Consider the following 18,057-nt stretch of genomic DNA (forward strand, 5'->3'; position numbering starts at 1 on the left):
GCCATGGCACATGCATTTGCGCACCACATGATCGTGCGGCAGGAGCACCTGAACCAGTACGGCAACCTGTTCGGCGGCGTCGTCCTGCGGGAGATCGACGAGCTGGCGTTCATCGCCTGCATGCGGGCCTACCCGGGCCGGAACTTCGTCACGCGCGCCGTGCAGAACGCCGAGTTCACGGCGCCGGCGCACCTGGGCGACATGCTGGAGTTCCGCTTCCACGTCGGCCAGACGGGCCGCACGAGCGTGCGAGTGCACGTGGAGATGGTCGTGCACGACGGCCGCGGCGGTCCGCCCGTGCAGTCGTTCGACGGCACCGTGGTCATGGTCTGCGTGGATTCCCACGGCGTCCCCGCCCCGCTGCACGCCTGAAGCCCGCGGCGCGCCCCCGGGGGGGGCCTACTCCCCCTGCAGCAGGGCCGACAGGAACCGGTGGCCGCGCTCCAGCTTCTCGCGCGTGGTGATGCCGACGGGCTTGCAGGCCCAGCCGCCCTGGAGGTCCTCCAGGTTCAGCCAGCCGTCGTAGCCGACGCTCTTGAGCGCGGCGATCACCTCCTTCCAGTCCACGATCCCCTCGTCGATGCCGCAGTGCTCGCAGAACCACGTGCCGTCTTCGCGCCGCACCCAACGGTCGTTCTTCGTGTGCACGTGCGCCAGGTAGGGGCCGAGTATCTCGCAGGCCATCTTCCAGTTCTCGATGCCCTCGCGGACCATGTTCGCGGGGTCGAGGATGACGCCGACCCAGCGCGGGTCCCGGCCCTCGAGCAGACGGAGGGCGGACGACGTGTTCGTGCAGATCAGGCCGTGGTGCAGTTCGAGCAGGGCCTTGACGCCGGCCGCCCGCGCGGCCTTCTCCACCTCGACGTAGGCGGCCCGGGCCTTCTCGAACAGCTCCTGATAGGGCGTCTTGCCGTCGTAGCGCGGCCCGGCCACCCTCAGCATCGGCGCACCGACGATTCGGGCGACCTCCATGCACGTGCGCGCGCCGTCCAGGTCGAAGCAACTCACTGCCGTGCCGAGAGATACGACGGTCAGGCCATGGCGCTCGGCCGCCGCACGCGCGGCGCGTGCGCTCTCCTCCAGGTTGGCCGTGTCGATGTGCCACCGGCTCGTGCCGTCCCAGACGGCGTTCTTGTAGTCCACCGTCCACTCGATGCCTTCGTGGCCGGTCTCGGCCACCAGTCCGGCGGCATCGTCCACCCGGTAATCCGGCGTGACGAGCGAATAGACGCCGAGCTTCATACCCGTCTCCCCGATCCTGAGGAACGCGGCAGGCCGGCCCCGGTGCCCCGAGGGACGGCTCCGGGGATTGTAGGCTTGATCCGCCGCGAAGTCAAAACGCCGTAGATGCGCACCGTGACGTCGGGACGCGTCTCTGGTATAGTGCCCGGACTGCGATCGACGATGATCCCGACGCACAGAGGGAGGGTGTCCGTGGGCAAGGAGGTCGGGCTCGGATCCGACGCGGCCGGAGCCCTGGACCGCGACGTGCGCTACCTGCGCGGCGTCGGCCCTCGCCGTGCGGAGGCGCTCGCCCGGCTGGACCTGCACACGGTCCGCGACGTGGTCTTCCACCTGCCGCGCGGCTACGAGGACCGCCGCCACCCGCGGCCGATCGCCGGACTCCGTGCGGGCGAACGCGCGGTGGTCGCCGGGCGCATCGCCGACGTCCGCTTCCGCTACGCACGCAGCCGTCGGGGCGGCATCCTGGAGGTGGACGTGGAGGACGCGACGGGCCTCCTCGCACTCACGTGGTTCAACGCGCGCCAGGCCTGGGCCGCCCGCTACCCCATCGGCGAGCCGATCCGCGCCTACGGCACCGTCAACTTCTACGGCGGCCTGCAGATCGTCGCTCCCGACTGCTCCGTCGGTCCCGCTCAGGACGCATCGGCGGAGAGGTTCGACCGCATCCTGCCGCTCTATCCGCTGACGGAGGGCATCTCGCAGGCGGCCATGCGTGCAATCGTGCGCACGGCGCTCGAGGCGGGCGCCGCCGGGGTCGTCGACACCCTCCCGCCGGCGCTCTGCCGGCGCAAGGGCCTGCCCGACGTGCGGCGGGCGCTGCGCGACGTGCACTTTCCGAACGCACCGGCCGAGGCCGAGGCGGCGCGGCGCCGGCTGGGCTACGAGGAACTGCTGCTCTTCCAGACGGCACTGGCGCTCCGGCGCGCACGCGCCCGGCAGCAGGCGGGCGTCTCATTCCGGGTCGGCCCGAACGTCGACAGGCGCATCCGCCGCTTGTTCCCGTTCTCCTTCACGGGGGCACAGGACCGCGCGATCTCGGAAGTCGTCGCCGACATGCGCAGCCCCCGCCCCATGAACCGCCTCCTCCAGGGCGACGTCGGCTCCGGCAAGACCGTGGTGGCCGTCTACGCCCTCCTGGCCGCCCTGGCGGACAGCCGCAGGGGCTGCCAGGCCGCCCTCATGGCCCCGACCGAGATCCTGGCCGAGCAGCACGCCCTGACGCTGCAGGCACTGCTGAAGTCCGCACGCGTGCGCACCGCCCTGCTGACCGGCAGCGCGTCCCCGGCCGAGCGGCGGGCGCGGCTGGCGGCGATCGCCCGTGGCGAGGTGGACCTGGTGGTGGGCACCCACGCGCTCATCCAGGGCGACGTGGAGTTCAGCAACCTGGCTCTGGTGGTGGTCGACGAGCAGCACCGCTTCGGCGTGCGGCAGCGACTGGAGATCCGCCGCAAGGGCCCGCCCCCCGACGTGCTCATCATGACCGCCACGCCGATCCCGCGCACCCTCGCGCTGGCCTACTTCGCCGACATGGACGTGAGCGTCATCGACGAGATGCCGCCGGGCCGCAGCCCCGTCGAGACGGTCCTGTGCCCGCCGAGGGACTGGGACCGCGCCTTTGAGGCCGCGCGCGGGGAACTCGAGCAGGGGCGGCGCGTGTTCGTCGTCTACCCGCTCGTGGAGGAGAACCGCGACCTGGACCTGACCAGCGCCACCGAAGGCTACCAACGGCTGCGCACCGAGGTCTTCCCCGAACACCCGTGCTGCCTGCTGCACGGGCAGATGCCGCCCGCGCACAAGCAGGAGGTGATGGAGGCATTCCGCACCGGCGGCTGCCGCGTGATGGCCGCCACGACGGTGATCGAGGTGGGCATCGACGTGCCGGAGGCGAGCGTGATGATCGTGCAGCACGCGGAACGGCTGGGCCTGGCGCAGCTCCACCAGCTCCGCGGCCGCATCGGGCGGGGGCGCTTCCCCGGCCGGTGCTTCCTGCTGGCCGATCCGACCACAGAGGACGCACAGGCGCGCCTGGGCATCCTGACGCAGACGTGCGACGGCTTCCGCATCGCCGAGGAGGATCTGCGCCTGCGGGGGCCGGGGCAGGTGTTCGGCACCCGCCAGAGCGGCATGCCCGAGTTCCGATGCTACGACTTCTCGGACCCAGCCCTCCTCAAGGAGGCGTGCGACGACGCCGTCCGCCTCGTGGAGGCCGACCCGGACCTGCGCCGGCCGGAGCACCTGCGGATCCGGCAGACCATCCTCTCCCGGTACGGCGAGGGTCTGGCCCTGGCGGACATCGGATAGGATGGCGGGCCGCCCGCCTACTGCCCTTCCGGCAACTCCTCCACGAACCCCGCAAGCGCCCTCTCGCGGTACGCCTCCCCCCGGGCGATCACGGCGTCCGGATCGACTGCCGGGACATGGCCCGGTTCCGGCGCGTTCGGCAGCACGACCAGGGGAAGCGTGTGCTGGTCCAGGAGGACCTCGGGATAGAGCACCTCGGCGAAGAAGTCGAACGGGAAGGTCTCATACCAGGGCGGCTCCACCTCCCAGTCCACCACCTGCTCCTCGTGCGTGAGCCGTCCGTCCTCGTCGCGCACGGGCCCCACGCGCACGCGGCGCAGGCCATAGTGGGCGAAGGAGTGATCCAGAGGCGTCATGCCGACGTAGGATTCGTCGATCCAGACGGGAGCCCCGGCGGGCTCGGAGCGGATGTACATCTTCCGCTCCACGCAGCCCGACGCGGCGGTCAGCAGGGCGACGGCGAAGGCGGCCGTCACGATCGAGTGTCTCATGGGAGAACCGTCTCCTGAGGTCCGAGTTGAACGAGTTCCGCCTCCATGGTCTCCAGGCTCACCAGCGCCGCCGTGGAAAGGCCGGTGAGCCAGCCGCCGGCCTCGCCGGGGTTGACCAGCAGAGGCGGGCCCATCTGCACACGGGGCTCGTGCGTGTGGCCGCACACGAGCAGGTCGGCCCCGTCGGAGGCGCCCGCAAGCTGGTCCGCGTCATGGGCCAGCACGATCGTGCGCCCGCCCAGCACGCACCGGTAGGGCGCGGCGTGAAGGCCGTCGCAGGCCCTGCTCAGCCCGGCGCGCTCCCCGTCGTTGTTCCCGAAGACGCCGATGATCGGCACCCCGCCCTGCCCCATCAGGCGCAGGACGAACGGGGCCACGAAGTCGCCTGCGTGGAGGATCGTGCCGACCCCGCGTTCGGCGAACAGCTTCATCGCCGCCGAGACCTTGGGCAGGTTGTCGTGAGTGTCGGCCAGGATTCCGACCAGCATGGCCCGATCTCCCTCCGTTCCGGATGCGGCCGCGCCATGCGGCCGCGCCGCCCTACTCCCTGTGCTCGAACCGGTAGAGCTTGCCGTCGGCCGCCGCCACGATGCAGCGAGCCTCCGCGTCGGCCTCGAACTGCTTGACGTCCGCGTCGCAGAGGCAGTGCCAGCGCGGCTCCAGTGCGGCCTCCCGACCGGCGAAGACCGTCAGGTGCGGCCCGGCCGCGTGGAGCACGACGGGCCCGCCCTCCGACGGGGTCCTCAGCAGCACCGCTCCCGGTGGGGGCGCGAAATCCCACACCGTGCCGGCGCGCACGTCCGCCACGGCGCAGAGCGCGTTCTCGCCGTAGGCGGCCAGGGCGCCCCCCAGGCGGTCTACGCGCACGATCGGCTCGAAAAGCCGCCGGCTCCAGGCCTGCCGTCCCGTGCCGTCCAGTACCGTCAGCCGCCCTCGGGGCGCCACGAACGCGCTGAAGTCGTCGCCGACCACCACGGGGTGGTGCCGGTCGCCGTCGGCGAAACGCAGCTTCCGCTGAAGGGTGCCCTGGGGGTCGTAGTAGCGCAGGCGCCCGTCCGCATCGACGACCAGCACGGTCCGCCCGGTCGCGCTCACGAGCAGCGTCCGGGCCTCGTCGCCGACGGGCCGCCGCCAGGCCGCCTCGCCCCCCTGCCCGAGACGGCAGAGCCAGCCGCCGTCCTCCAGCGTGTAGGCGACGCTCAGATCGTCGGCACAGCCGATGCCCAACAGGTCCGCCTCGCCCAGGCCGATCTCCCGGACGTCCCCGGTCGCGGGCTGCAGCACATGCAGCGACCTGCCGGCGTGCAGGCCGACGGCCTCGATGAACGCCGCCGGCACGACCTCGGCGGCCTCGACGACGCGGTGCCGCAGAACCGGCGCGCCCTGACGGTCAAGCACCGCGACCTGCCCGTCTGCCAGGCCCACGAGCAGGAAGGCCCCGTCGGCCGACGAACGCAGCAGGCCCGGGCGGATCGGCAGCAGCGCGTCGTGCAGGCGCTTCTTCCACAGCAGGTTCCTGTCCGTGTTGCGCGGGGCCGCCGCCGCAGCGGCGGGGGCGGGGGCGTCGGCGGCCATCGCCTCCTCGATCGCCAGGTAGTCGTCCGCGCCCGGTTCGGCCGGCTCCTGGTCCTTCGACGGGCCGGCCGCGGCAGGGCGCGGGGCCTCGGCGGGCTCGTCCCCGGCCGTTGCCACCCGGTAGGCGACGACGCGGCGGTCGGTCTCCGCCACGACGAGGCAGCCGCCGGCCGCTCCGTAGGCCCAGGTTCCGGCCGGCTTCGGCCCCGGTCGCTCCCAGACGACCTGGCCGCCCTCGTCGATCAGAGCCAGCCGGCCCTCTGCCAGCTCGACCATCGCCGGAAACCCTCGCGGGCCGGCCTCGACCCGCTGCACGTCCCCGCCGGGGGCCACCTTGCCCGCCTCGCGCCCGGCGGCGTCGAAGACCAGCAGGCCCCGTCGGCCGCCGGCCACGAACACGCGGTCGCCGGTCGCGTCGGCCGAGACGGATTCGGCCCGGAAGCCCAGGTCCTTCTGCCACTGCGTCTTGCCCTGGCCGTCCAGTTGCGCAAGCTGCCCCTTCGCGCCGACCACGACGATACGGCGGGCGTCCGCGTCGCGGACCACGATCGCCGTCATGGGAAATCCGATGGGCGCCACGCGCCGCTCGCGGGTGACCGCCGAGTATGTGTAGAGCCAGCCGGCCTCGGAGACGGCGGCCAGGAACTCGCCCGACTGGCCGACGGCATAGGCGGTGACGGGGCCGCCCAGTTCCACGCGCCATTCGAAGTCGCCGCTTGGGGAGAACGCATAGATGATCGCCGTGCCGGCCAGGGCGGTCAGAACGGAGCCGCCGCCCACGTCGAGGCAGCGGACCAGCTGGCCCGCCTTGAAGCGCCCGCAGACCGTGCCCCCCTCATCGAGCACGTGCACGGTGCGCTCACCGGCGCAGACCAGGGCGCACGAAGCTGCGTGCGCGGCGGCGATCCGGCCGACCGGTTCGGCCGCCTTGAACTCCCACATCGGTGCCGTCCCATCCTGCGTCTGCATCTTTCCCTCCGCCGTCCGGTTACGACTCCGCCGACAGTCCCAGCAGCCGCGCCGCCGTGCCTCCCATGACCGAGTCGATGCACTCAGGTGCCAGGGCGAGCGAACGGAAGACGCGCTGGTGGTCGCGTTCGACGGACGCGATCTCGTCGTGCCGCACGCCGGTGCCGAAGATGATCCGGCCCCACAGATCGTCCGCCGCGTTCTGCTCCCACAGGGCGGCCTGGGGCGGTCTGAGCAGGTCGCCGACGAACTCCGCCCCCTTGCGGCGCAGCAGGTCGCCGGACAGGTCGAAGTGCACGTTCCCATGGTGCCGCAGCACCTCGACGGCCTCCTCGTACCACGGCCCGCCCAGCCCGACGCCGACGATGCTCAGGTTCGGGAAGCAGCGGGCCAGCGTGTCCAGGTGCATCGGGTGTGCATTCATGGTGCGCATGCGCCGGGAGCGGTCCAGCGGCGTGGGCGGCAGCACGCACGTATGGAGGAGCAGCGGCATGCGCAGCGCCTCGGCGGCCTCGTAGAAGGGGAAGTATTCCTCGGCATCGTAGGGAGCCGACGGCCCCCAGGCGCACAGCCCGACGAAACCTGCGCGGCGGAGGCGTTCGACTGTCGCGGGCCCGTCTTCGCCCGGGTCCACGTGGGCGAACGGCAAGAACATCTCCGGGTAGGCATCGGCCTGCCTGCGAACCTCTGCGTTGGCGGCCAGCCCGTAGCGGCCCTCGCCGCCGCAGATGCACAGGCGGTCGATGCCCAGGTTCCGGGCCGTCTCCGCCAGCGCCTCGCCGTAGCCCGCGTCCTCGTAGAGGTGTGCGTGGAAGTCGATCAGCATCTGTGCTCTCCCCTGCGCGGGATCGGGTTCAGGAGCGGTCCGGCGCACCACCAATGTAGCACAAACCGCCGCGTTCGCAACCGCCGTTGCGGCGTCCTGCACAAGCAAGAACGGGAGGACGGCCGGCAAGCCGGCGGCCCTCCCGTTGCAGAGGCATGGGGCGCCCCATCAGCCCGTTGAAGGAGTCCTTTTGTGTGGCACAGGCGCCCTCGCCTGTGGGTTCTTGCCTGCAGTCAGGCCGTTCCGGACCTGGGCCAACAGCCGAGGCCTGCCCGACGTGGCTTGCCCGCCAGGGCGGGCGGCTGTTCCACACTTCGTCAATGGGCTGCTACGACGCCTTCACGTCGCCGTTCGACGCCGGCTCGGGCGAGTCATCCTCGTCCTCATCCTCGTCCTCATCCTCGTCCTCGTCTTCCTCGCTGTCCTCGTCGTCCTCCTCGTCTTCGTCCTCGTCCTGGTCGTCCTCTTCGTCGTCATCCGTCTCATCCGACGCGTCCGACGGCTCCTTGGCGGGTGTGTCCTCGAGGCCCTCGGCGCCTTCTTCCTCCTCGTCCGCTTCCTCGAAGATTTCATCGACGCCAATGCTGTCCTGCTCCTTGCGCATCAGCAGGAAGGTGATGGTGCCGGCGGTGAAGACGTAGGAGAACAGGTAGGCGATGGGCAGCAGTCGCACGCCCAGGAAGAACACGGTCAGGATCATGCTCGGCAGGGCCGCGAGCCCTTCCCCGGCGGGCGTGATGGCCGTCCCGGACTCGCCGACGACGTAGCTGACCCAGTCCACGGTGTTCACGTAGCCGAGGTTGACCGTCCGGACGATGAGGAACATCAGCAGGTCGGTCAGTCGGAACGCGACCCAGCCCGCCACGCAGCCGACCACACCGGCGACGACCGCATAGAGGACGAACCGCCGCAGGCCCCAAAGCACGTAGCTGTAGGCCGTGCTCCAGCTCTCGAATCCGTCCTTGCCGCCCGCGCTGACGGCCGGCATCATCAGGGCGAAGCTGAGCACCCCCAGCACGAGCAGGAACACGATGACGATAGTCGATGCGAGCAGCAGGGGGAAGCCCGGGAAGACCAGCAGGATGCGGCCCGGCACCCAGAGGGAGGCGACGAGTCCGCCGATCACGTTCAGGGCGATCAGGAAGAGGATGAACAGGAGCGGCATCATGGGGGCCATGAAGTAGGCCCTGCGCCGGGAGCGCACCATCTGGCGCGCCTCAGCCAGTGTGGGCAGGTCGTCGCGGCCGTACTCCAGGGCTGCCAGCCGGCTGATGACCCCCGCCGCCCCGGTCCACACGTAGAGGAGGCCCACGTAGGTGAGCACCGAGAGCAGGAAGTGCACGCGGCCGGCGCAGAAGGGGTTCAGGAGTGCGCGGACACTTGCGGCGGCCCGGGCCCCTTCGCCTCCGATCAGCATGGCGATGAGGTCGTTGTCCCCGCCCGGCAGCATCCCCGGCGGGTTGACGTCGCCCAGGAGCAGGCCGTAGACCACCGCCATGATGACGATCAAGGCGATGCTGGCGCCGACGGCCAGCAGCCCCATGCAGACCTTCTTCGCGTCGAGCGCGAGCGAGTAGGCCGACAGCAGATCCCGCCAATCCTCGGTGCGTTTTCTCATCACGGTTCTCCCAACGAGCGCGTGTGTAGAACGCCGGACGTGGCTGACTGAACGGCCACTGTATACACGGGCGACGGCATTGTCAAACACAAAAGAGGCACTGCTCAACCGGCGGTGGGCTCCCCGCCGGCGCCGGGCACATCCTCGGCCGGGGGGCCGGGGATGCGGTGCTCCTCGTCGAGCCACTTGCCGAGGTCGATCAGGCGGCACCGCTCGGAGCAGAATGGGAAGAACCGCCCCGCCGCATCCGTGGAGTACACGACCGGCCTCCCGCACGTGGGACACGCTACCTGCAGTTCCTCAGGTCGCACCGGATGGCTCCCTCGAACGGTTGCCGCACGGGCGCGGGGAGTCAGTTCCCGGCCCCCCCCGAGGCGCTGCCGCCCGACCCCGACCCCGAACCGGACCCCGAACCGGCCGTGCCGGTCGCGGCCTTCGCCGGGCTCCGCGAACCGTTCCGGTAGTCGGTGATGTAGAAGCCCGATCCCCGGAAGATGATGCCGGCGCCTCCCCCGATCAGCCGCACCAGCTTCTTCTTCCCGCACTCCGGGCATGTCTTCAGCGGCTCATCGCTCATGCCCTGAAAGGCCTCGAAGCGGTGTCCGCACTGCTTGCACTCGTAATCATAGGTGGGCATAGGAGGTTCGATCCATGGCGCTCAAGGGCTACTGCCGCACGGCCCTGCGGAAAGTCTCCATTCTACGCGTCGGCATCGGGCGAGTCAATCGTCTCGTCCGCCGGCGCGGCTGCGACGATCACCTGTGCCGGACGCACAAGCGTCTCGCCGAGCAGGAAGCCCTTCTTCAGTTCCTGCACGACCGTGTGGGTCGGCACGCCCTTGACGGGCATCTGGAGTACGGCCTCGTGGTAGTCGGGGTTGAACGGCTGTCCCACCGCTTCGATCGGCCGGATGCCGACGCCGGCCAGGGCGCGGTAGAACTCGTGTTCGACCAGCCGCAGCCCTTCGATCATGCCGGCGCCGCCTTCGGAGTTCGCGGCGGCCTCCAGGGCGCGCCCCAGGCTGTCGGCAACGGGCAGGAAGTCGTCGGCAAGCGCCCTCAGAGCGACCTGGCGCGCGGCGTCCTGGAAGCGCTCGACACGCTTCTGGAGGTTCTGGTAGTCGGCCACCGCCCTCTGGAGGCGGCGGAGATACTCATCGCGCTCGCCGGCCAGGGCCTTCAACTCCTCGTACTGCGCGTAGGAGAGCGTCACACCGCCTTCGGAGTCTGCGGCGTGGCCGAAGGCCGGATTCTCGCACGCATCATCGCGTGCGGGCTCGGCCGCATCGGCCTGGGGTCGGCGGTCCTGATCATCGTTCATCGTGCTGAGCCTCTACAGGGCGTGCCGGGGCGGGCTTACTGCTCCTCGGCCGGCGTCCCTTCACCGTAGATGTAGTCCTTGAGCTTCGCAAGGAAGCTCTTGCGCTTCTCCGATACGTTCTCTTCCTCGATCTCCGCCAGCTCGCGCAGCAGTTCCTCCTGACGGGCCGTGAGGCGGTGGGGCGTCTCGATGACCACGCGCACGAGCAGGTCGCCGCGGGCCGTGCTGTTGAGGCGCGGCAGCCCCAGCCGGCGCAGCCTCAGCACGTCGCCGCTCTGCGTGCCGGCGGGCACGTTGAGTTGCCGGGCCTCTCCGTCCAGCGACGGCACGTCGACCGCACCTCCCAGGGCGGCGGTCGGGTAGCCGATGGGCACTTCGCAGAGCAGGTCGGGACCGTTGCGCTCGAATACGTCGTGCGGCTGCACGTAGACGTCGCAGTAGAGGTCGCCGGACGGGCTGCCCGGCAGGGCCTCGCCCTCGCCGCGCACGCGCAGTCGCGTGCCCGATTCGATGCCGGCCGGCACGTGCACGGTCACCTCGACCTCCTTGCGGATGCGGCCCTGTCCGCCGCACCGGGAGCAGGGGTCGACGACGACGGTGCCCCGGCCCTGGCAGCGGGGGCAGGTCGTGCGCATGCGGAAGAAGCCCTGTCGGCTCTCGACCTGTCCGTATCCGTTGCACTGGGCGCAGGAACGCAGGCCGCCCTCGGGGGCGCCCCGCCCGTCGCATTCGCGGCAGACCTCCTGGCGCACGAGCGGGATGGCCCTCTCGACCCCGTCCAGGACCTCGCGCAGGTCCAGCTCGACCGAGACGCGCAGGTTCCGGCCGCGTCCGGGGCGACGTGCGCCGCCGCCCCCTCCGAAGAAGCCGTCGAACAGGCCCGCTCCGCCGAAGAAGTCGCTGAAGACGTTCAGAATGTCGTCGACCGAGCCGAAATCGTGCAGCGGCACGCCCTGGAGGCCGGCCCGGCCGAAGCGGTCATAGCGGCTCCGCGTCTCTTCGTTGCCGAGCACCTCGTAGGCTTCGGCCGCCTCCTTGAATCTCTCGGCGGCGGCCGGGTCGTCCTGGTTGCGGTCGGGGTGGTATTCGAGCGCCTTGCGGCGATATGCCTTCTTGATCTCGGCCTGCGAGGCATCCCTGGCGACGCCCAGCACCTCGTAGTAGTCACGGTCCGCCATCGAGCACCCGCTTCCCGCTGTGCGTCCCGCTTGCGCGGCCCAAGAAGCGTCCTTCGCGTGGCCGGCAGTGCCGGACGAGACGGCGACCGGCCGGGGGTGCGGCATGCGCCGTCTCCGGCCGGTCCGTCGTCATCAGCGCACCGTGCCTTCCGGCGCCGCACCCTCCTCGGCGTCCTCGTCCAGATCGGTGACGAGCGCTTCGGTCGTCAGCATGAGAGCGGCGATGCTGGCGGCGTTCTCGAGCGCCGTCCGGGTGACCTTGGTGGGATCGATGATGCCCGCCTTGACCATGTCCACGTACTGCCCGGTCAGGGCGTCGAAGCCGACGCCGTCCTTCTGCTCCAGCACGTCGGCCACAACGACGGCGCCGTTGACGCCCGAGTTCCCGGCGATGCTCATCAGCGGGGCCTCCAGCGCCTTGGCGATGATGTCGGCACCCGTCTTTTCGTCGCCGCGCAGGCGCTCGCGGCGCTTCGCCACGGCGTCCTTGCAGCGGACGAGAGTGCAGCCGCCCCCGGGGATCACCCCTTCGTCGGCGGCGGCGCGTACGGCGTGCAGCGCGTCCTCGACGCGGGCCTTCTTCTCATTGAGTTCGGCTTCGGTCGCGGCGCCGACACGGACGACGGCGACGCCGCCGGCGAGCTTGGCCAGCCGCTCCTGGAGCTTCTCGCGGTCGTAGTCGCTCGTGGTCTGCTCGATCTGCTTGCGGATCTGCTCGATCCGCGCGCGGATGTCGGACGTCTTGCCGGCGCCCTCGATGACGGTCGTGTCGTCCTTGGTGACGATGACGCGCTTGGCCCGGCCCAGGTCGCTCAACTGCAGGCCGTCGAGCTTCACGCCCAGGTCCTCGCTGATGAAGCGCCCGGCGGTCACGACGGCCAGATCGCTCAGCATGGCCTTGCGCCGATCGCCGAAGCCCGGCGCCTTCACGGCGCAGCACGGCAGCAGGCCGCGCAGCTTGTTCACGACCAGCAGGGCGAGGGCTTCGCTTTCGACGTCCTCGGCGACGATCAGCAGGGGCTTGCCCGCGCTGAGCACCTTCTCCAGCAGCGGGATCATGTCGCGCGCACTCGATATCTTCGCCTGGTGGATCAGGATGTAGGGATCCTCCAGCTCCACCTGCATGCTCTCGGCGTTGGTGATGAAGTACGGCGAGAGGTAGCCCTTGTCGAACTGCATGCCCTCGACGAACTCCAGCTCCATCTCCAGCGTGTTGCCGTCCTCGACGGTGATGACGCCGTCCTTGCCGACCTTGTCGACCGCCTCGGCCAGCTTCTCACCGATCTCCCGGTCGCCGTTGGCGCTGATGGTGCCGACCTGCGCGATCTCGTCCCGGCTGTTGACGGGCTGGCTGCGCGCCTTCAGCTCGGCCACGACGGCGGCGACGGCTTCGTCGACGCCGCGACGGATCGCCATGGGGTTGGCCCCGGCCGCGACGGCGCGCAGGCCCTCGCGGTAGATCAGCTCGGCCAGCACGGTGGCCGTGGTCGTGCCGTCGCCCGCGTCGTCGCTCGTCTTGCTGGCGACCTCGTTGACGAGCTTGGCGCCCATGCTCTCGAACTTATCCTCGAGTTCGATCTCCTTGGCGACGGTCACGCCGTCCTTGGTGACCTTCGGGCCGCCGTAGCTCTTCTGAAGGACCACGGTGTGGCCCGTGGGCCCCATGGTCACGCGCACGGCGTCGGCCAGCTTCTGGACGCCTCTGAGTATCTTGCTGCGGGCTTCCTGCCCGTACATCAATTGCTTCGGTGCCATCTGGATCGATTCCTCCGTCCGGTACTGGCGAAGTGGAGAGCGTCAGTTCTCGACGACGGCCAGCAGGTCGCTCTCCCGCAGGATGAGAAGCTCCTTGCCGTCCACCTCGACCTCCGTGCCGCTGTACTTCGCGAAGATCACCACGTCGCCTTTCTTGACGGTCATGGCGCCGCGCTGGCCGTTCTCCAGCACCTTGCCGGGACCGGCGGCCACGATCCTGCCCTGCTGCGGCTTCTCCTTGGCCGTGTCGGGGAGGAAGATGCCTCCGCGGGTCTTCTCGGCCTGTTCGAGGATCTCCAGCACAACGCGGTCATCCAACGGCTTGATCTTGGCCATCTTGTCCGAACCTCCGAAACCTGATTTCTCGTGTGTTGCCTCTGTCCTCTGTGCTCGGCGCCGGGGGCTCTCACATCATGCCCATGCCGCCCATACCACCCATCCCGCCCATGCCACCCATGCCGCCCATGCCGGCTTCCGGGCCGCCCATGCCTGCCTCGTCCGTCTCGTCCTTCTTCTCGCGGATCAGGCATTCGGTGCTCAGGATGATGCCGGCCACGCTGACGGCGTTCTGCAGGGCCGTGCGGATGACCTTCGTGGGGTCGATGACGCCTTGCTCGAACAGGTCGCAGTACTTCTCCTGGTCGGCGTCGTAGCCGAACGCGTAGTCGGTGTTCCGCTCCGTCGTCCGGGCCACGACGGCGCCCTCCAGGCCGGCGTTGTCGGCGATCGTCATCAGCGGCACGCGCAGGACGGACCGCACCACGCCGGCGCCGACGGCCTCGTCGCCTTCCAGCTTCAGCTTCTCGACCGCGCCGACTGCTCGCAGCAGGGCGACGCCGCCGCCGGGCAGGATGCCTTCCTCGATGGCTGCCCGGGTCGCGTTCAGGGCGTCCTCGACGAGCGCCTTCTTCTCCTTCATCTCGGTCTCGGTGGTGGCGCCGACGTTGATCTGGGCGACGCCGCCGCTGAGCTTGGCCAGCCGCTCCTGGAGCTTCTCGCGGTCGTAGTCGCTGGTGGTCGCCTCGATCTCGCGCTCGATCTGCGCGACGCGGGCCTTCAGCTCGGCCGCCGAGCCGGCCCCGCCCACGATCGTGCACGTCTTGTCCGTCAGCGTCACCTTCTTGGCCCGACCCAGATCGGCCGGCCCGACGTTCTCCAGCTCGATGCCGAGGTCCTGGAAGATGGCCCGCGCGCCGGTCAGGATGGCGATGTCCTCCATCATGGCCTTGCGACGGTCGCCGTAGCCCGGCGCCTTGACGGCGGCGCAACTGATGACGCCGCGCAGTTTGTTGACCACGAGCGTGGCCAGGGCCTCGCTCTCCACGTCCTCGCTGATGACCAGCAGGGGACGCTTCTGCTCGGCCACGCGGCTCATGATGGGCGCGATGGACTTGGACGTGGTGATCTTCTTCTCGAAGATGAGCACGTAGCAGTCCGAGAGCACGCACTGCATCGTGTCTTCGTCGGTGATGAACTGCGGGGACAGGTAGCCGCGGTCGAACTGCATGCCCTCGACGACTTCCACCTGGGTCTGGGTGCTGCGGCCCTCCTCGACCGTGATGACACCCTTGCGCCCGACCTTGTCCATGGCGCGGGCGATCATGCGGCCGATCTCCCGGTCGTTGTTCGCGGCGATGGACGCCACGGCGGCGATGCCGTCGGATCCGTCGACGGTCTTGCTGTGCTTGCGGAGCTCCTCGACGACGGCATTGCAGGCCCGCTGCATGCCGCGGCGCAGGGCCATGGAGTCGCAGCCGGCCACGACGCGCTTCATGCCCTCGCGGCAGAGCGCCTCGGCCAGCACGGTGGCCGTGGTGGTGCCGTCGCCCGCGTCGTCGTTGGTCTTCGACGCGGCCTGCTTGAGCAACTGAACGCCCAGGTTCTCGTAGCGCTCACAGAGCTCGATGTCGTCGGCAACGGTCACGCCGTCCTTGGTGACCTTCGGACTGCCCCAGCCCTTGTCGAGCACGGCGTTGCGGCCCCGGGGACCGAGCGTTTGCTTCACGGCGCGGGCGAGCTTGCCGACGCCGGCCAGAAGCTTCTCCTGTGCTTCCAGGCCGAAAGCCAATTCCTTGGCGGCCATTTGTCAGACCCTCCTGCGATACATTCAGGTTGAGGAACGCGTGCGAGGAAGTTCCCGCGCGGAAGAGCAAACCCCATGCCAGCGCCGCGTCTCCGGCCCGCATCCGGCACCGTGCAATGATCGCAGAGGGGCGGCTGCCCAACCGGAAGGCGCTGACGTGCCCCATTATGCCCGTTGCCGCCTGCCGGCACAAGTCCCCGCCCGCCCGGCGGCCCCTCCGCCCCACCCCGCGCCCACCCGGCCGAGGTGGCAGACCCGGCGTTGCCGGTCTGTCATATTGGCAGAGGAGGCTACGATCCGCCGCTCTCGCCCCAGTAGGCCGCATGGCGCACGGCCGCCGAGAAGCCCTCGTGGCAGCACTCGGTGACCGCCGTCATGATCTCGCGCGCGATGATCCGCTGCCCCTGCTCGTTCGGGTGCACGAGGTACGTGGTCCCCTGCCCGTCCGGGGGCTGGAACAGTGCCTCCCAGTCCGGCATCAGCCGAAAGCGCGAGTAGAGATCCACCACCGGCACCCCCTTGCGCAGCCCCAGCCGCTTGGCCGCCGCCGCGTAGGCCCTCGAAGCGTCGGGCCGGCCGGGCACCGGCGGCGGCCCCACCAGGACCGCTTCCGCCCGGCTGCGCACCAGTACCTGGTCCAGGGCGGCCGAGAGAGCGGCCTCGAATTCGTCCACGGGTGTGCCGTTGATGACCGTGTCCGGCTGGCAGACGAGGATGACGAGGTTCGGGCTGCTCCGCGCCAGCGTGGACGCCACGTGCAGGAAGCCGGCCATGGGCTGGATGCCGGCGCTCTGCGGCGCGGCGGCGCGGCGAGGGACGAAGCGAAGGCCGCTGTAGAGGCCCTCGAGGGCCTCGGCCAGGAACTCGCCGTAGGTCCGGGCCGGGCTGCCGGGAGGGCCGCCCAGGGCGTCGTCGATGATGAGCACGTCGACCGTGGTCGACCCGGGCTCGCACAGGCAGCGCGGCGAAGCGCCGCTGCGGGTGGCGCCGGCGGTCCGCAGGGCCACCCGCGCGCCGCCGGCACGTCGCAGTTCCCCAGAGTCGTCCAGGGCCAGATCGCGCAGCACGCCGTCGGTGCCGAGCACGACGAGGTCGTCCCGCGCGACCTCGACCCCGTGGAACTGCGCCGAGACGGTGACCCGCACGTCGTCCTCCGGCACCGGAAAGAGCACCCGCAGTGCGGTCCACCGTGCCGATTCGCCTGCGGTGCCGGGCACCGTGTTCAGCACGGTGGTCGTGCCGGCGTCGTTGCGGCCTTCGCGCCGGACGGTGGCCTGCAGAACGAACTCCTGCTCGGCGCCCCCCTGCCGCAGCACGAGGGCCTGCAGCGGCAGCACGTCCCCCGGCTGCGCAAACAGGGACGCCGGCCGCGACTGCACCTCCAGGAGCACCTCGCTGGTGGGCCGGGCCGCCGGGAACACCGGCCGGGTGACGGACGCCTCCCGGCCGTCGGCATCGCGCACGAGCAGCGTCACGGTGCGCGCCCCCGTGCCGGCGAACTCGTGGATGACCTCGGGACCCGTCGCCACGGTGCCGTCGCCGAAGTCCCACTCGAATTCCAGACTGCCGTCGGAGGACGCGGCGGCCACGCGGCTCTCGAAGCGGTAGCGGGGGAAGCCCGGCTCCCGGCCGTTGATCCGGACGGTGTAGCAGTGTGTGGCTGTGAAGAAGGGAGAGAGCGGGTCGTCGCGCATCTCCAGCCCTTCGATGTCCGCCGGCAGGTAATGGATGAACGCGCCGGGGGGAATCAGCACGATGGCGTCCGAGGACGGCGTCTGCCAGCCCAGCTTGGCCAGTTGCCCGCCGTAGTTTTCGAAGTGGTGGTAGTGGATGCGGTAGACGCCCCGCTCAAGCCGGACCTTCCGCACGGCCCGGGGGTGGGCAGGGTCGCGCCAGGTGGTGCCGAGCACGCCGGGATCGCGCCAGCACAGCAGGTCGGCCGTGCCCTCGATGCCGAACAGCGCCCCATCGTCCGAGCTGACGGCGAACACGTAGTCCCCGCTCTCAGGGCAGTACAGCGTGCCCTCGTAGATGCTCAGGTAGAGGTCGTCCGGGCCGAAGGGATTCTCCTGGTCCCACACCTGCTTCCAGGGCTGACGGTCGTGGCGTTCGGTATGCTGGCGCACGGCGGCGGGCAGCTCGGCGGCACGGCGCAGCGGACGCGAGAGGGGGCGCGTCTCGAGGTAGAGCCCTCCCAGCGTCTCGGTCCACGGCTCGGAGGCGGGCAGGGCCTCGCCGCTCCCGTAGTAGAGGTGGAAGTGATCGCAGTCTTCGGGCGCCTGGAAGTAGACGCGAAACGCCGCCTGCTCCCCCACCTCGATTCGGTGCGGCACGGCACGGCCTGCGGGGGTCGTCACGCGGATGTCCGCACCGTCCGGCCGGCACCGCTCGCTCTGCTCGGCCAGGTCGATCTGCACCGTATTGAGTCCGCCCCGCCGGGCAGCGGGCACCGCGCTGAGCAGCAGGCGGCAGGGCATGTCCGGGGCATGCCAGTCCTCCCGGGCGCCGGCCGCGCCGCCAAGTGTCACCAGCATGGCAAGGACGGCCACCGCCAGGGGCCGCCCGGCACGGGGTCTTCCCATACGCGCACGCTCCCTGTCCTGTGCAGCGGGCCAGACCGCATGATAGCAGGGACAGGGGGCCGAGCCAAAGGGACGACCGCCGAACGGCACGTCCGCGGGCCTGGCAAATAGAGG

At 70.5% G+C, this 18,057-nt stretch carries 16 protein-coding genes; 2 read left to right on the forward strand and 14 right to left on the reverse strand.

What is annotated here, in order from left to right; all coding sequences use genetic code 11:
- Nucleotides 1-3: 3 nt before the first annotated feature.
- Nucleotides 4-372: an acyl-CoA thioesterase gene (locus tag GXY85_09910; GenBank protein ID NLW51138.1), complete on the forward strand. Its 369-nt coding sequence runs from the start codon at nt 4-6 to the stop codon at nt 370-372.
- A 27-nt stretch (nt 373-399) separates the two neighbouring features.
- Here the strand turns inward: GXY85_09910 and GXY85_09915 are convergent, their stop codons facing one another.
- Nucleotides 400-1,242, reverse strand: a complete 843-nt coding sequence (locus GXY85_09915) for a sugar phosphate isomerase/epimerase (protein NLW51139.1) — start codon at nt 1,240-1,242, stop codon at nt 400-402.
- Nucleotides 1,243-1,434: 192 nt separating this feature from the next.
- On the opposite strand from GXY85_09915, the gene recG reads away from it, so the two are divergent.
- Nucleotides 1,435-3,546 (forward strand): ATP-dependent DNA helicase RecG, encoded by a 2,112-nt coding sequence (gene recG / locus GXY85_09920; protein ID NLW51140.1) that lies wholly within the window; start codon nt 1,435-1,437, stop codon nt 3,544-3,546.
- A 17-nt stretch (nt 3,547-3,563) separates the two neighbouring features.
- Here recG and GXY85_09925 read toward each other — a convergent pair whose 3' ends face one another.
- The 13 genes from GXY85_09925 to GXY85_09985 form a co-directional block, all read right to left on the reverse strand.
- Nucleotides 3,564-4,037, reverse strand: a complete 474-nt coding sequence (locus tag GXY85_09925) for a PEGA domain-containing protein (GenBank protein ID NLW51141.1) — start codon at nt 4,035-4,037, stop codon at nt 3,564-3,566.
- Entirely contained in the window at nt 4,034-4,525 is a 492-nt protein-coding gene (locus GXY85_09930) for a metallophosphoesterase (GenBank protein NLW51142.1), read from the reverse strand. The genes GXY85_09925 and GXY85_09930 overlap by 4 nt, the downstream gene beginning before the upstream one ends.
- A gap of 52 nt (nt 4,526-4,577) precedes the next feature.
- Nucleotides 4,578-6,581 carry a PQQ-binding-like beta-propeller repeat protein gene (locus tag GXY85_09935; protein ID NLW51143.1) on the reverse strand — a complete coding sequence of 668 codons (2,004 nt, stop codon included), beginning with the start codon at nt 6,579-6,581 and terminating at the stop codon, nt 4,578-4,580.
- Nucleotides 6,582-6,600: 19 nt separating this feature from the next.
- Nucleotides 6,601-7,407, reverse strand: a complete 807-nt coding sequence (locus tag GXY85_09940) for an amidohydrolase family protein (protein NLW51144.1) — start codon at nt 7,405-7,407, stop codon at nt 6,601-6,603.
- A gap of 328 nt (nt 7,408-7,735) precedes the next feature.
- Entirely contained in the window at nt 7,736-9,025 is a 1,290-nt protein-coding gene (locus tag GXY85_09945; protein ID NLW51145.1) for a hypothetical protein, read from the reverse strand.
- Between the two features lie 104 nt (nt 9,026-9,129).
- Nucleotides 9,130-9,321 (reverse strand): DNA gyrase inhibitor YacG, encoded by a 192-nt coding sequence (locus GXY85_09950; protein NLW51146.1) that lies wholly within the window; start codon nt 9,319-9,321, stop codon nt 9,130-9,132.
- Nucleotides 9,322-9,377: 56 nt separating this feature from the next.
- Nucleotides 9,378-9,662: a zinc ribbon domain-containing protein gene (locus GXY85_09955; protein ID NLW51147.1), complete on the reverse strand. Its 285-nt coding sequence runs from the start codon at nt 9,660-9,662 to the stop codon at nt 9,378-9,380.
- A 62-nt stretch (nt 9,663-9,724) separates the two neighbouring features.
- Nucleotides 9,725-10,345, reverse strand: a complete 621-nt coding sequence (locus GXY85_09960; protein ID NLW51148.1) for a nucleotide exchange factor GrpE — start codon at nt 10,343-10,345, stop codon at nt 9,725-9,727.
- A gap of 35 nt (nt 10,346-10,380) precedes the next feature.
- The gene (dnaJ, locus tag GXY85_09965) at nt 10,381-11,523 is read right to left on the reverse strand and encodes a molecular chaperone DnaJ (protein NLW51149.1); all 1,143 of its coding nucleotides are present in this window, start codon (nt 11,521-11,523) and stop codon (nt 10,381-10,383) included.
- 132 nt (nt 11,524-11,655) lie between these two features.
- Complete coding sequence (gene groL, locus GXY85_09970) at nt 11,656-13,278, reverse strand: chaperonin GroEL (GenBank protein NLW51150.1); 1,623 nt, start codon at nt 13,276-13,278, stop codon at nt 11,656-11,658.
- A gap of 42 nt (nt 13,279-13,320) precedes the next feature.
- A complete protein-coding gene (locus GXY85_09975) occupies nt 13,321-13,614 on the reverse strand; it encodes a co-chaperone GroES (GenBank protein ID NLW51151.1) in 294 nt (97 codons plus the stop codon).
- 70 nt (nt 13,615-13,684) lie between these two features.
- Nucleotides 13,685-15,361, reverse strand: coding sequence for a chaperonin GroEL (groL, locus tag GXY85_09980; protein ID NLW51152.1), 1,677 nt, complete (start codon nt 15,359-15,361; stop codon nt 13,685-13,687).
- A 290-nt stretch (nt 15,362-15,651) separates the two neighbouring features.
- The gene (locus GXY85_09985) at nt 15,652-17,943 is read right to left on the reverse strand and encodes a PKD domain-containing protein (protein NLW51153.1); all 2,292 of its coding nucleotides are present in this window, start codon (nt 17,941-17,943) and stop codon (nt 15,652-15,654) included.
- Nucleotides 17,944-18,057: the final 114 nt, after the last annotated feature.

It is taken from the genome of Candidatus Brocadiaceae bacterium (assembly GCA_012728835.1).
Classification (GTDB): Bacteria; Planctomycetota; Brocadiia; order SM23-32; family SM23-32; genus JAAYEJ01.